This is a genomic window from Cobetia sp. D5, from assembly GCF_035666195.1.
Lineage (GTDB): Bacteria > Pseudomonadota > Gammaproteobacteria > Pseudomonadales > Halomonadaceae > Cobetia > Cobetia amphilecti.
Genome location: NZ_CP142020.1, coordinates 1 through 13,578, shown reverse-complemented (window position 1 = coordinate 13,578; position 13,578 = coordinate 1). Strand labels below are relative to the sequence as shown.

Annotated in this window: 10 protein-coding genes; 5 read left to right on the top strand and 5 right to left on the bottom strand. The window is 61.5% G+C overall.

Going from position 1 to position 13,578, the window contains the following annotated elements; all coding sequences use genetic code 11:
* Positions 1-69: 69 nt before the first annotated feature.
* Positions 70-1,026 carry an ADP-glyceromanno-heptose 6-epimerase gene (rfaD, locus tag U0O11_RS00050; protein WP_324690970.1) on the bottom strand — a complete coding sequence of 319 codons (957 nt, stop codon included), beginning with the start codon at positions 1,024-1,026 and terminating at the stop codon, positions 70-72.
* Positions 1,027-1,195: 169 nt separating this feature from the next.
* Between rfaD and glyQ the strand changes: the two genes are divergently transcribed.
* The 5 genes from glyQ to U0O11_RS00025 all read left to right on the top strand — a co-directional run bounded on the left by glyQ (position 1,196) and on the right by U0O11_RS00025 (position 6,983).
* Complete coding sequence (gene glyQ / locus U0O11_RS00045; RefSeq protein WP_107335756.1) at positions 1,196-2,152, top strand: glycine--tRNA ligase subunit alpha; 957 nt, start codon at positions 1,196-1,198, stop codon at positions 2,150-2,152.
* A gap of 2 nt (positions 2,153-2,154) precedes the next feature.
* Positions 2,155-4,224: a glycine--tRNA ligase subunit beta gene (gene glyS / locus U0O11_RS00040; RefSeq protein ID WP_279836552.1), complete on the top strand. Its 2,070-nt coding sequence runs from the start codon at positions 2,155-2,157 to the stop codon at positions 4,222-4,224.
* Positions 4,225-4,600: 376 nt separating this feature from the next.
* A complete protein-coding gene (gmhB, locus tag U0O11_RS00035; protein ID WP_324690967.1) occupies positions 4,601-5,230 on the top strand; it encodes a D-glycero-beta-D-manno-heptose 1,7-bisphosphate 7-phosphatase in 630 nt (209 codons plus the stop codon).
* A gap of 137 nt (positions 5,231-5,367) precedes the next feature.
* A complete protein-coding gene (luxS, locus tag U0O11_RS00030; RefSeq protein WP_043331647.1) occupies positions 5,368-5,880 on the top strand; it encodes an S-ribosylhomocysteine lyase in 513 nt (170 codons plus the stop codon).
* A gap of 296 nt (positions 5,881-6,176) precedes the next feature.
* Positions 6,177-6,983 (top strand): alpha/beta fold hydrolase, encoded by an 807-nt coding sequence (locus U0O11_RS00025; RefSeq protein ID WP_324690966.1) that lies wholly within the window; start codon positions 6,177-6,179, stop codon positions 6,981-6,983.
* A gap of 159 nt (positions 6,984-7,142) precedes the next feature.
* On the opposite strand, the gene gyrB is transcribed toward U0O11_RS00025, so the two are convergent.
* The 4 genes from gyrB to dnaA form a co-directional block, all read right to left on the bottom strand.
* On the bottom strand, positions 7,143-9,560 hold the full coding sequence (gene gyrB, locus U0O11_RS00020; protein ID WP_043331649.1) for a DNA topoisomerase (ATP-hydrolyzing) subunit B: 2,418 nt from the start codon (positions 9,558-9,560) through the stop codon (positions 7,143-7,145).
* Positions 9,561-9,579: 19 nt separating this feature from the next.
* Complete coding sequence (gene recF / locus U0O11_RS00015) at positions 9,580-10,665, bottom strand: DNA replication/repair protein RecF (RefSeq protein WP_153636738.1); 1,086 nt, start codon at positions 10,663-10,665, stop codon at positions 9,580-9,582.
* Between the two features lie 176 nt (positions 10,666-10,841).
* Positions 10,842-11,945: a DNA polymerase III subunit beta gene (dnaN, locus tag U0O11_RS00010; protein ID WP_043331653.1), complete on the bottom strand. Its 1,104-nt coding sequence runs from the start codon at positions 11,943-11,945 to the stop codon at positions 10,842-10,844.
* A gap of 145 nt (positions 11,946-12,090) precedes the next feature.
* Positions 12,091-13,578, bottom strand: coding sequence for a chromosomal replication initiator protein DnaA (gene dnaA / locus U0O11_RS00005; protein ID WP_043331654.1), 1,488 nt, complete (start codon positions 13,576-13,578; stop codon positions 12,091-12,093).

Sequence of the window (13,578 nt, the reverse complement as noted above, 5' to 3'; positions counted from 1 at the left end):
CGAGGCAGGCGCTCACCCTCAATCCACACACGCTCAGTCCGCACGCGCTCGGTCCACACCTGCTCGGACTCAGCGATTCAGCCATTCGAGATAGGCGCGCGTGCCCTGGGCAACGGTCTTGAATTCGACGTTGCAGCCGGCCTTGCGCAGCTTGCCGATATCGGCACGCGTGAAGCTCTGGTAGCGGCCCTTAAGGTTTTCCGGGAAGTCGATGTACTCGATCTCGCCCTTCTCGTAGTACTCGATGACGGTCTCGGCGATCGCCTTGAACGGCTCGGCGCGACCGGTACCCAGATTGAAGATGCCGGAGGCTTCCGGGTGATCGAGGAACCACAGGTTCACGTCGACCACATCACCGACATAGACGAAGTCACGGCTCTGCATGCCGGCATCGTAGCCATCGTAGGCGCCGAACAGCTTGGGGTTCTCGCCCGCCTTCACCTGGGTGTGATGGTGATAGGCAACGCTGGCCATCTTGCCCTTGTGCTGCTCACGCGGGCCGTAGACATTGAAATAGCGGAAGCCGACGACCTGGGTGGTCAGGCTGTCCCAGCGCTGGCGCACGTGCTGATCGAACAACAGCTTGGAGTAGCCGTAGACGTTGAGCGGACCTTCGAACTCCGGCGTTTCCTTGAAGACCTGGCTGTCGCCGTAGGTCGCCGCGGAGCTCGCGTAGAGGAAGGGAATCCGGTTCGCTTCGCAGAAGTTGAGCAGCACCTTGGAGTACTCGAAGTTGTTCTCGAGCATGAACTGGCCGTCCCACTCGGTGGTGTCCGAGCAGGCGCCTTCATGGAAGATCGCCTCGATCTTCGGCAACTCGGCATACTCGCCCATCAGGCTCGACTGGACGCGAATCAGGAAGTCGTCCTTGTCGAGGTAATCGGCGATGGCCAGGTCCGCCAGATTGACGAACTTGGTGCCGTCACTCAGGTCATCCACCACCAGGATATCGGTACGGCCGCGGTCATTGAGTGCCTTGACGATATTGGCACCGATGAAGCCGGCGCCTCCGGTAACGACGATCATTTGAGCTCCCAGAGCCTCTAGAGGCTTGTAGGCAACGCGCGCGTTCAGTAACGCGACACATCAGAATTTGGAAATGGCACGCACTCGGTTTCGTCTGCGGCCTATAACCCGATAAGCGGGGATTGTATACTCGGCAGTTCTCGAATTCATGGGCCAACGGGCTTCACCAATGACACAGCCAGACGTGAAAACCTTCCAGGGCCTGATTCTGGCCCTGCAGCAATACTGGGCCGAACAGGGTTGCATCATCCTGCAACCATTGGATATGGAGGTTGGCGCGGGGACTTTCCACCCGGCGACCTTCCTGCGCTCCATCGGTCCTGAAACCTGGAACGCTGCCTACGTGCAGCCTTCCCGCCGTCCCACCGACGGCCGCTACGGCGAAAACCCCAATCGCCTGCAGCACTATTATCAGTTCCAGGTGGTGATGAAGCCGTCACCGGCCAACCTGCAGGAGCTCTATCTGGGCTCGCTGGAGCGTCTGGGCATCGACCCGCTGGTCCACGACATCCGTTTCGTCGAGGACAACTGGGAATCTCCGACGCTGGGCGCCTGGGGCCTCGGCTGGGAAATGTGGCTCAACGGCATGGAAGTGACCCAGTTCACCTACTTCCAGCAGGCAGGCGGCATCGAATGCTTCCCGGTCACCGGCGAGCTGACCTACGGCCTCGAGCGCATCGCGATGTACCTGCAGGACGTGGACAGCGTCTACGACCTGATCTGGACCACCGCGCCGGACGGCTCCGTCGTGACCTATGGCGACGTCTTCCTGCAGAACGAGAAGGAGCAGTCGGCCTACAACTTCGAGCACGCTGCCGTGCCGGAGCTGTTCGCTGCCTTCGATCACTGCGAGAGCGAGTGCCAGAAGCTGCTGACCGCCAACCTGCCGCTGCCGGCCTACGAGCAGGTCCTGAAGGCATCACATACCTTCAACCTGCTGGATGCGCGTCACGCCATCTCCGTCACCGAGCGTCAGCGCTACATCCTGCGCGTGCGCACTCTCGCCCGTGATGTGGCCCACGCCTATTACGATTCGCGCAAGGCCGCCGGCTTCCCGCTGGCCCCGCAGGCGCTGCGTGATGAGCTGCTCGCCGCCGATGACACCACTACCGAGGGAGACGCGTAAGCATGGCCTCCGTGAATACCCTGCTGATCGAACTGGGCTGCGAAGAACTGCCGCCGGGCGCCATCGACGCACTCGCTGACAGCCTCGCCAACGGCCTCGCCGATGGCCTGCGCGACGCCGAAGTCGCCTTCGGTCAGGTACGTGCCTACGCCACACCGCGTCGTCTGGCGGTGATGATCGAATCCCTGGCCGAGCGCCAGCCGGACCGCGAGATCGAGAAGCGCGGACCGGCCAAGGCCGCCGCCTTCAAGGATGGCGAACCGACCCGTGCGGTGCAGGGCTTCGCCCGCTCCTGCGGTGTCGAAGTCAGTGACCTGATCGAGCTGGAAACCGACAAGGGCACCTGGCTCGGCTATCGTCACACCCAGCCGGGCGAGCATCTCTCCGCCCTGCTGCCGGCCATGCTGGAGCAGGTCGTGGCTCGCCTGCCGGTGCCGAAGAACATGCGCTGGGGTGCCTCACGCATCGAGTTCTCGCGTCCGGTGCATTGGCTGGTCGCGCTCTACGGCAGCGAAGTGATCGAGGCCAGCGTGCTCGGCCTCGACTCCGGTCGCACCACCTTCGGCCACCGCTTCCATGCACCGCAGGCCATCACGCTGGCGCACGCCGAGGACTACCTCGACGCGCTGGAAGATGCCCGCGTGCTGGCCAACCGTGAGGTGCGCCGTGAGCGTATCCGCGAACAGGTCCAGGCCGAGGCGGAAGTCTATGGTGCCAATGCCGTCATCGAGGAAGCCCTGCTCAACGAGGTCAACGGCCTCGTGGAATGGCCGGTGGCGCTGACGGGCACCTTCGACGAGCGCTTCCTGGAAGTGCCGGCGGAGTGTCTGATCTCCTCCATGAAGGCCAACCAGAAGTACTTCCACCTGCTGGACAACGACGGCAAGCTCAAGCCGGCCTTCATCACCGTCTCCAATATCGAGAGCAAGGACCCGCAACAGGTCATCTCCGGTAACGAGAAGGTGATTCGTCCGCGTCTGGGCGATGCCGCCTTCTTCTACGAGACCGACCTGCGCAGCACGCTGGAATCGCGTCGCGAGAAGCTCGAGAGCGTCGTCTTCCAGCAGAAGCTGGGCAGCATGGCCGAGAAGGCCCGCCGCAGCGAAGCCGTGGCACGCCACATCGCGGAACGCATCGGTGCCGATGTCGACCACGCCGCACGTGCCGCACAGCTGGCCAAGACCGACCTGGTCACCGAGATGGTGCTGGAGTTCCCGGAACTGCAGGGCATCATGGGGCACTACTACGCCCGTCACGATGGCGAAGATGCCACCGTCGCTCTCGCGCTGGAAGAACAGTATCTGCCGCGCTTCGCCGGCGATGCGATCCCCACGACCAAGGCCGGCATGGCGATTGCCCTGGCCGACCGTCTCGACACCCTGACCGGCATCTTCGGCATCGGTCAGCGTCCGACCGGCGCCAAGGACCCGTTCGCACTGCGTCGCGCCACCATCGGGGTGCTCAACATCCTGATCAAGGGTGAGCTGGACCTCGACCTGCGCGAGCTGCTGACCGTCAGCGCCGAGCAGCATCGTGATCTGCCCAAGGCCGAAGGACTGGTCGAGGACGTGCTCGAGTACATGCTCGATCGCTTCCGCGCCTGGGCCAGCGATGAAGGCATGGGTGCCGAACTGTACCTGGCCGTGCGTACCCTGAAGATCAGCAATCCGCTGGACTTCGCGCGTCGTCTGCGTGCCGTGCACGCCTTCGGCGAACGCCCGGAAGCCGCTGCTCTGGCTGCAGCCAACAAGCGCGTCTCCAACATCCTCGCCAAGGCCGAGCACGATGGTCGCACCGAGGTGGATGCGAGCCTGTTGAGCGAGCCGGCCGAGCAGGCACTGGCAGACGCACTGACGGCACGTGGCGCGGAAGTGGCACCGCTGTTCGCCGCGGCGCGCTACCAGGAGGCCCTTGATGCACTGGCCAGCCTGCGCGAACCGGTCGATGCCTTCTTCGATCAGGTGATGGTCAACGCCGACGATGCCGCCGTGCGCGCCAATCGTCTGGCGATGCTGGCCAGTCTGCAAGGCCTGTTCATGGGTGTGGCCGACATCAGTCTGCTGACCCAATAAGAACTGCCGATCCACGCTGTCCCTGACATCGGTAACTCGCAGTCTCTGCAAAAGAACCCCGCCACGGCGGGGTTCTTTTGCATCCGGGGTCCCGAAATGCCGTGTTGCGTGACAGGATTTCACGCAACACGGCAGCGATGTCACAATTTCTGCCTTGATCCCCTACCTAGGTCGCACTAGTATTCCAGTATAGAAACAGTGTTCGAAAAGCGCGGCAGCCTGTCGCACCACGCACTTCGACCACTCGGCGCCATTTGCCCATCCCCACGTGCGAGCGTCATCTTGTGACTCGGCTCACAATTTTCCAGGCAAAGCGGCGACCCCTGACAAGCAGCCCGGCTGACGCCCCTGACTGCCCTGAAGTGAAGAGTTGACCATGCAAAAACTGATCGTGCTCGACCGTGATGGTGTCATCAATGAAGACTCCGATGCCTTCGTCAAGAACGCCGAGGAGTGGATCGAATACCCCACTTCCATCCAGGCCATTGCCCGTCTGACCCGCGCTGGCTATACCGTGGCCGTGGCGACCAATCAGTCCGGCATCGCCCGTGGCCATTTCGGCCACCGCGAACTCGACCAGATGCACACCAAGATGATGCAACTGGTGAAGGAAGCCGGTGGCGATATCGCTCACATTGCCTACTGCCCGCATGGCCCGGACGACGGCTGCGATTGCCGCAAGCCGGAACCCGGTCTGCTCCACCAGATCCGGGGTGCCCTGCAGATTCCCGACTTCGAAGGTGCCTGGATGCTGGGCGACAGCCTGCGTGACCTCATCGCGGGCCAGAAGGCCGGATGTCGCGCCGCACTGGTGATGACCGGCAAGGGCCAGAAGACGCTGGCAGATGGCGAGGGCCTCAAGGATGTGCTGGTAGTGGCCAACCTGGCCGACTTCACCAACCGCCTGCTCGATGGTGAGCTCAATCACCCCATGTCGGATGGTGAGCCGGGAAAGTCCCAGCGCCGCTGCGTGAGCTGTGAAGCCGCTGCCGAAAGCTATCTGTGAGGCGCGCCTGCCCGGCGATAACCCTGCGCACGGCGCGCTTGCCTCTCTAATCAGTAGCGGCGATATGCTACCCTTCAGACATGAATCCGGGTGGGCGACTGCCTGCCTGTCTCACTTCCTCATGCTGGAGGCTTCACATGCCACTGCTGGATAGCTTCACTGTCGATCACACCATCATGAAGGCGCCTGCCGTGCGCGTGGCCAAGAAGATGGGCACCCCGAAAGGCGACAACATCACCGTCTTCGACCTGCGCTTCTGCGTGCCGAATGAAGAGATTCTCTCCGAGAAAGGCATTCACACCCTCGAGCACCTGTTCGCCGGCTTCATGCGCGAGCACCTCAACGGTGATGACGTCGAGATCATCGATATCTCACCGATGGGTTGCCGTACCGGCTTCTACATGAGCCTGATCGGTGAACCGGAAGAAGCTCGCGTTGCCGCTGCCTGGTCTGCTGCCATGCAGGACGTGCTCAACGTGGCGCGTCAGGAAGAGATCCCGGAGCTCAACGTCTATCAGTGCGGCACCGCACAGATGCACTCTCTGGAAGAAGCCAAGCAGATCGCCAGCAACATCCTGTCCCGCGATATCGGCGTCAACCGCAATGACGAGCTGAAGCTGGATGAAGGCTTCCTCAATCAGGCGCACTGAGCCTTGAGGCAGCAAGCCTTGAGACATCGAGCCTTGAGGCACGGGGCTTGATCAGCCTGTCGAGTGCGCCGAGTACTTGAACGAAAAAGCCCGCTATCTGACCGGTTCAGATAGCGGGCTTTTTTCATGACGTGACATCCGAGCGAGTGTAGCCAATGCCAGATTCCAGCAGCCATGCCTTTGATTTCACAACCTTCCTGGCAGACAAGGAAGCGTGGTCAGCGCCGAATGAACTCGTCCCCTACCGCTGCCGCGATGACAGCAGCCTGGGCTGTCGCCATTATCCCGCAGCGGACATGTCACAGTGCCGATCACACCTCATCCTGCTGCATGGCTCCAGTGCTGACAGCCGTTATCTCGCATCGCTGGCAACGCGCCTGGCTGAGGCTGGTCATCATGTGCATACGCCGGACTTGCGCGGCCACGGCCCAGCCCCGCAGCGACGTGGCGACATCGACCACCTGCTCCAGCTCGAGGAGGATCTCGAGGACCTGATCCTGTCGCTAGAGCTACCAGCCGATGCCAGAGTCATTGTCGCTGGCCACTCTGCCGGAGGCGGCCTGACACTGCGCTTCTCGGCCGCTGTCTGTCAGCGCCAGCGTGCCGATATTCCGCTGCACGGCGTGATATTGCTGGCACCGTACCTGCATCATCTCGCGCCCAACATGCGCCGTGATTCACGCTGGGCACAGCCACGCATCGCGCGAATGCTGGCCTGCGCGCTGCTGAATCGGCTCGGCATCCATCGCTTGGATCATATTGAGGTCCTTGGCTTCAATATCCCGCCAGCGTACCGCGATGCACATACCACCGACGCCTACTCGTGGCGCTTGATGACGGGCCTCAATCCTCGCGACTATCAAAGTGACCTCAAGGCGCTCGCCCATCATCAGCTGCCAGTGCTGGCGCTGATCGGCGAGCACGACGAGGCGTTTCATGCCGAGCGCCTTGCCCAATGTCTGCAACCCCACCACCCCGCGGCGCAGGTAGAAGTCCTCCAGACAATTGATCACCTGGGGCTTGCGACGTCCTCCATCACGGCAGAGCGAATCACCGCCTGGCTGGCCGAGCAACGCACCGATCAGGACGACACGCCCGGCTGAGACGACACTCTCAGCCGTGACCGAGCCGAGCCCCTCGCTGTTGTCCTTGCTCTAGACTGCGGCAAAACGCACATGCAAAAACGGCCCCTGATCTTCGATCAGGGGCCGTTTTTCTGGCTCGGCTTGGCAAGACATCCGCCAAGCGCTAGCTCAACGCCATCAGACGTCGAGGTTGGCCACCAGCGCGAAGCGCTCGATGAAGTCACGGCGCGGCTCGACTTCGTCACCCATCAGGGTGTTGAACATCTGATCGGCACCGATCGCATCCTCGACGGTCACACGCAGCATGCGACGGGACTCCGGATCCATGGTGGTTTCCCACAGCTGATCCGGGTTCATCTCGCCCAGCCCCTTGTAGCGCTGGATGCTGAAGCCACGTGCCGCTTCCTTCATCAGCCAGTCGAGGGCTTCGTAGAAGGTGACGACTTCCTTCTTGCGCTCACCGCGCGAGACGTAGCTGCCAACTTCCAGCAGGCCTTCCAGCATGTTGCCCAGCTCACTCATCTCGCGGTAGTCGGCGGACTTGAAGAAGTCGACATCCCACAGGTAATCACTGCTGACACCATGTGCCGTCAGCGTCACCGCCGGCAGATAGAGATTGCGCTCGCCGTCGTGGCTGAGAGTGAAGCTGTAGTGCGGGCCGCCCTCATAGGCAATCAGGTCATCCATTTCCTTCTGGAGACCGTCGATCCAGCCTTGCACCTGAGACTGGTCCGCGAGAGCGGCCTCATCCAGATGCGGAGCGTGCACGATCTTGCGCAGCACGGCAGACGGATAGACACGCGCCAGACGATCGATGCGCTTCATCACGCCACGATACTGGTTGACCAGTGCTTCCAGCTGAGCGCCGGCGATGCCCGGGGCATCAGCGTTGACGTGCAGCTTGCCGCCGTCCAGCGCCGTAGCGGTCAGATAGTCCTGCAGCGCCTGCTCGTCCTTCAGATACTGCTCATGCTTGCCGCGCTTGATCTTGTAGAGCGGCGGCTGGGCAATGAAGATATGACCGCGCTCGATCAGCTCCGGCATCTGACGGAAGAAGAAGGTCAGCAGCAACGTACGGATGTGCGAACCATCGACGTCGGCATCCGTCATGATGATGACGGAGTGATAGCGCAGCTTGTCGGGGTTGAACTCTTCACGACCGATACCGCAACCCAGCGCGGTGATCAGCGTGCCAACCTCGGCAGACGACAGCATCTTGTCGAAGCGCGCCTTCTCGACGTTGAGGATCTTGCCCTTCAGCGGCAGGATCGCCTGGGTACGACGATCACGCCCCTGCTTGGCGGAGCCACCAGCGGAATCACCCTCGACCAGGTACAGTTCGGAGAGACTCGGGTCCTTCTCCTGACAGTCAGCCAGCTTGCCCGGCAGGCCTGCGATATCCAGGGCGCCCTTGCGACGTGTCATATCACGCGCCTTGCGCGCAGCTTCACGCGCCCGCGCCGCATCCAGCATCTTGTTGACGATGCCCTTGGCTTCGTTGGGCTTCTCGATCAGATACTCGGAGAACAGACGGCCCATTTCCTGCTCGACGGCTGTCTTGACCTCGGAAGAGACCAGCTTGTCCTTGGTCTGCGAGGAGAACTTCGGGTCCGGCACCTTGACCGAGATGATCGCGGTCAGACCTTCACGGGCATCATCCCCGGTCGTACCGACCTTGGATTTCTTGAGCAGACCTTCCGCCTCAATATAGCTATTGAGCGTACGCGTCAGTGCCGCACGGAAGCCGGCCAGGTGAGTCCCGCCATCGCGCTGAGGAATATTGTTGGTGTAGCAGAAGATATTCTCGGCGAAGCCTTCATTCCACTGCATCGCCACTTCGACGGCAATGCCATCCTCGCGCTCCATCTCGAAATGGAACACCGGATTCAAGGGCGCCTTGTTGGTGTTGATATGGTCAACAAACGCCTTGAGGCCACCTTCGTAATGGAACAGCTCTTCCTTGCCGCTGCGCTCGTCAATCAGACGGATGGCGACACCGGAGTTCAGGAAGGACAGCTCGCGCAGACGCTTGGCCAGAATTTCGTAGTGGAATTCGATATTGGCAAAGGTCAGCGGGGAAGGCTTGAAGCGCACCAGGGTACCGGTCTTCTCGGTCTGGCCCACGATGCCCAGCGGCGACTGCGGCTCGCCATGGCGATAGATCTGCTCGTGGACATTGCCCTGACGCCAGATGGTCAGCTTGAGCTCTTCGGATAGCGCGTTGACGACCGAGACCCCCACACCGTGCAGACCGCCGGAGACCTTGTAGGAGTTGTCATCGAACTTACCGCCTGCGTGCAGCACGGTCATGATGACTTCCGCTGCGCTGACGCCTTCCTCTTCATGGATCTCGGTCGGCACACCACGACCGTTGTCGCTGACGGAAACTGACTCGTCGGCATGAATAACGACCCGGACTTCGCTACAGTGACCGGCCAGCGCCTCGTCGATGGAGTTATCCACCAGCTCGAACACCATATGATGCAGCCCCGTGCCGTCATCGGTATCACCGATATACATGCCGGGGCGCTTGCGTACGGCATCCAGGCCCTTGAGGACCTTGATGCTTGATGAGTCGTAAGCCTGTTCGCTCATTGGCTTCTCCGTCGTGAAATCATTCCGTGTGCAGTCGCCCGTGTTCCACGTGAAACATCCTGACATCAGTGTTCGGCAACCATACCCGATCCAATGTTTCGGGTTCGACGCAGGTCACGAAGACCTGGCACTCGAGGCCTGCCAACAGCTGGCAGAACAGACGGCGATGCTCGCCATCCAGTTCCGCCGGCAGATCGTCGATCAGGTAGACACAGGTACGTCCGTTCATTTCTTCGAGCAAGCGACCCTGAGCCAGCTTGAGAGCGCTGACCACCAGCTTCTGCTGGCCGCGAGACAACACCTCGACTGCAGGGCGTCGCCCCAGGCGAATACGCAAGTCGGCGCGTTGTGGGCCAGTCTGGGTAAAGCCCATATGGCTATCACTGTCGCGCCCTGCTGCCAGCACGTCGCCCAGAGGGCGCTTGGCATCCCAACCGCGCTGATAGCGCAGAGTCAGCTCGGGTAAATCAATCAGCTCGGCAAGCGTGGCTTGAAACAGAGGCGCCAGCGCCTGCATATATTCCATGCGCAGGGCATCAAGACGCTCGCTCCAGTGAGCAAACTCTCGATCCCAGACGTTAAGTGCCTGAACGTCCATCTTACCATGCCTGAGCAGTGCGTTCCGATGTTTGAGCGCCCGACGCACGCGGCGCCAGACGTCGAAGAAGTCGTGTTTCACGTGAAACACACCCCAATCGAGGAACTCACGTCGGGCAGAGGGTGAACCCTCCAGCAACCGGAAGGCATCAGGGTTGATCAGCTGCAACGGCAAGGCCTGAGCCAGCTGGGCAACTCGCTCGACCTTCTCGCCATCCAGCCGCATCTCCAGCCCATCTGCAGCCTGATCACGCCTTACCCCCAGGGGGCGCGGCGGATCGCCTGCCAGGCGGCCAAACAGCGTCATTCCCGCCGTGTCATGCGCAATGGCATGCTTGAGCTTATGCGTGCGGAAAGAGCGCGCCAGCCCCAGCACATGGATACCTTCCAGCAGACTCGACTTGCCACTGCCATTGGCACCACTGACCAGATTCACCCCTTTTCCCGGCGCCATATCGACTGTCGCCAGGTTGCGCAGATTCTGGAATTGGAGTCGTTCAAGCGCCATGACGGCCTCATTCGATAGAGAAAAAGAGCCATGGCCGCCTTCGGGGCTCAAATACGACAACACCCGCCATTCAGGAGTGAAAATGGCGGGTGTTGTCGAGGCTCATTCTGCGATTGCGTGCGTCAATTGCGTCACAATTACGATTCAAGATACTGATTTAAATAGCAATTACGATATTACAGGCGCATCGGCATCACTACGTAACGCGCATCGCCGCCACCCGGCTCTTCCAGCAGCGCTGAGCTGTTGGCATCGGACAGCGTCAGCTGTACGCGATCGGCATCCAGCACTCCCAGCACATCGATCAGGTAACCGACGTTGAAGCCGATCTCGAGGCCAGCCCCTTGATAATCAAGGGCAATATTCTCTTCGGCCTCTTCCTGCTCGGGGTTGTTGGCCAGCACACGCAGGTTGCCGGCCTCCAAATACAGGCGCACGCCACGGTACTTCTCGTTGGAGAGGATCGCGGTACGCGACAGTACCTGACGCAGCTCGGCACGCTCGGCCACGATGACCTTGTCACCGCCACGCGGGACAACGCGCTCGTAATCCGGGAACTTGCCGTCCACCAGCTTGGAGGTGAAGGTGAAGTCGCCGGTCTGGGCACGCACGTGCGTCCCGCTGACCGTCAATGTCATCAGCTCGTTGCTGCCGTCGAGCAGGCGCGTCAGCTCAAGGATACCCTTGCGCGGGATGATCAGCTTCTGCGCTTCCGGCACGCTGATGTCAGCGGCCTGCTCGCAGACGGCCAGGCGGTGACCATCGGTCGCCACGGTACGCACCAGGTTGCTGGTCAGTTCCAGCAGCATGCCGTTGAGGTAATACCGGACATCCTGTTGCGCCATCGCGAAGGAGGTCGCGTCGATTAGATGCTTGAGGGTGCCGCGCGGCAGGCTGACGGTGATATCGCCCTGGCCATCATCGATGTTCGGGAACTCGGCCACCGGCAAGGTCGACAGTGTGAAGCGTGAACGGCCGCTGCGCAGAATGGCACGCCCTTCTTCCAGCGCGAGAATGATCTCGCTGCCTTCGGGCAGTGACTTGCAGATATCCATCAGCTTGCGCGCCGGCACCGTCGCGGAACCCGGCTCATCGACACGGCTGGGCTCGACGCGCCCGATCAGCTCGACCTCAAGGTCTGTCCCGGTCAGCGACAGCTGCTGATCGGATACTTCAAGCAGCACATTGGACAGCACCGGCAGTGTCTGGCGACGCTCGACGACACCCGCCACCAGGGACAGCGGGCGCAGCAGGGCTTCACGCGAAATGGCAAATTTCATGGAGACTCCACTCTCTGGAAACGGGGCAATGCTCGCTGACAGGCAGCGCGCACGCAAAAGAAATTCGGGGCCGCGACAGGCAAGCCCGGAGCACAGCAGGCCGATAGCGTGATTGTCGCCAACCCGACCTGCCGCTGCAATTCGATCAGCTGGTCAACAGACGCAGCAGATTCTTGTAGTCCTCGCGGATATCGGCGTTCTCTTCACGCAGCGAGGCCACCTTGCGACAGGCATGCAGCACCGTGGTGTGGTCTCGCCCACCGAAGGCATCGCCGATTTCCGGCAGGCTGTGGTTGGTCAGCTCCTTGGCGAGCGCCATCGCGACCTGACGCGGACGGGCGACGGAGCGCGAGCGACGCTTGGAGTGAAGATCGGAAATCTTGATCTTGTAATACTCGGCCACGGTACGCTGGATGTTGTCCACACCCACCTGCTTGTCCTGCAGTGCCAGCAGGTCCTTCAGGGATTCACGGATGAAGTCCTGATTGATCGCGCGGCCCATGAAGTGGGAATCGGCGATGACCTTCTTCAAGGCACCTTCCAGCTCGCGCACGTTGGAGCGGATCTTCTGCGCGATGAAGAAGGCGGCATCGTGAGGCAGATCGACCTTGGCCTGATCGGCCTTCTTCATCAGGATCGCGACGCGCGTCTCGAGCTCCGGCGGCTCGATGGCGACGGTCAGCCCCCAGCCGAAGCGTGACTTGAGACGCTCCTCGACCCCATTGATCTCCTTCGGATAGCGGTCAGAGGTCAGGATCATCTGCTGACCACCCTCGAGCAACGCATTGAAGGTGTGGAAGAACTCCTCCTGGGAGCGCTCCTTGCCAGCGAAGAACTGGATGTCATCGATCAGCAGCGCATCCACCGAACGGTAGAAACGCTTGAAGTCATTGATGGCATTGAGCTGCAGCGCCTTGACCATGTCCGCCACGAAGCGCTCGGAATGCAGGTAGACCACCTTGGCATTCTCGCCGCCCTGCTTGGCCAGATGATTGCCCACCGCGTGCATCAGGTGGGTCTTGCCCAGACCCACGCCGCCATACAGGAACAGCGGGTTGTAGGCGCCGCCGGGATTCTCGGAGACCTGACGCGAGGCCGCGCGGGCCAGCTGGTTGGACTTGCCTTCGACAAAGGTTTCGAAGGTGAAGTTCGGATTCAGGCCACTGGAATGCTTGAGGCTACCTTCTACCTGCACCTGGCGCGTGTTGCGACGCGGTGCCTGTTCCCGGGCGCCATCGCCGGCCATCTCACGCTCTTCCGCGAAATTGCCCCGCGGCGGCGTATGCACGGAAGGGGCACGCGGGCTCGGCATCTGGCCCGGCGCTTGCGCCTGGGCAGATACCGGCGACGCAGCCGCGCCTTCCGGACGCGGGTTCGAGACGGTCCGGCGGCTACCGACGCTCAGCTCGACCTTGGGCGGCTTGCCCGGTGCCAGCTCACGCAGCAGCTCGTGAATTCGTTTGAGGTACTTGTCATTGACCCAATCACGCACGAAGCGGTTGGGGGCGAGCAGGCACAGCTCTCCGCTGTCGCCTTCCTCAGCCTGCAGGGGACGAACCCAGGTATTGAACTGCTGTGAATTCAGCTCGTCTTGCAGGGCGTCAAGACATTGTTGCCAAAGTGCGAGCGACAC

Coding starts and splice junctions, on each gene's coding strand:
- luxS (WP_043331647.1), top strand. CDS start 5,368: ATGCCACTGCTGGATAGCTTCACTGTCGATCACACCATCATGAAGGCG.
- rfaD (WP_324690970.1), bottom strand. CDS start 1,026: ATGATCGTCGTTACCGGAGGCGCCGGCTTCATCGGTGCCAATATCGTC.
- gmhB (WP_324690967.1), top strand. CDS start 4,601: ATGCAAAAACTGATCGTGCTCGACCGTGATGGTGTCATCAATGAAGAC.
- glyQ (WP_107335756.1), top strand. CDS start 1,196: ATGACACAGCCAGACGTGAAAACCTTCCAGGGCCTGATTCTGGCCCTG.
- gyrB (WP_043331649.1), bottom strand. CDS start 9,560: ATGAGCGAACAGGCTTACGACTCATCAAGCATCAAGGTCCTCAAGGGC.
- dnaN (WP_043331653.1), bottom strand. CDS start 11,945: ATGAAATTTGCCATTTCGCGTGAAGCCCTGCTGCGCCCGCTGTCCCTG.
- glyS (WP_279836552.1), top strand. CDS start 2,155: ATGGCCTCCGTGAATACCCTGCTGATCGAACTGGGCTGCGAAGAACTG.
- recF (WP_153636738.1), bottom strand. CDS start 10,665: ATGGCGCTTGAACGACTCCAATTCCAGAATCTGCGCAACCTGGCGACA.
- U0O11_RS00025 (WP_324690966.1), top strand. CDS start 6,177: ATGTCACAGTGCCGATCACACCTCATCCTGCTGCATGGCTCCAGTGCT.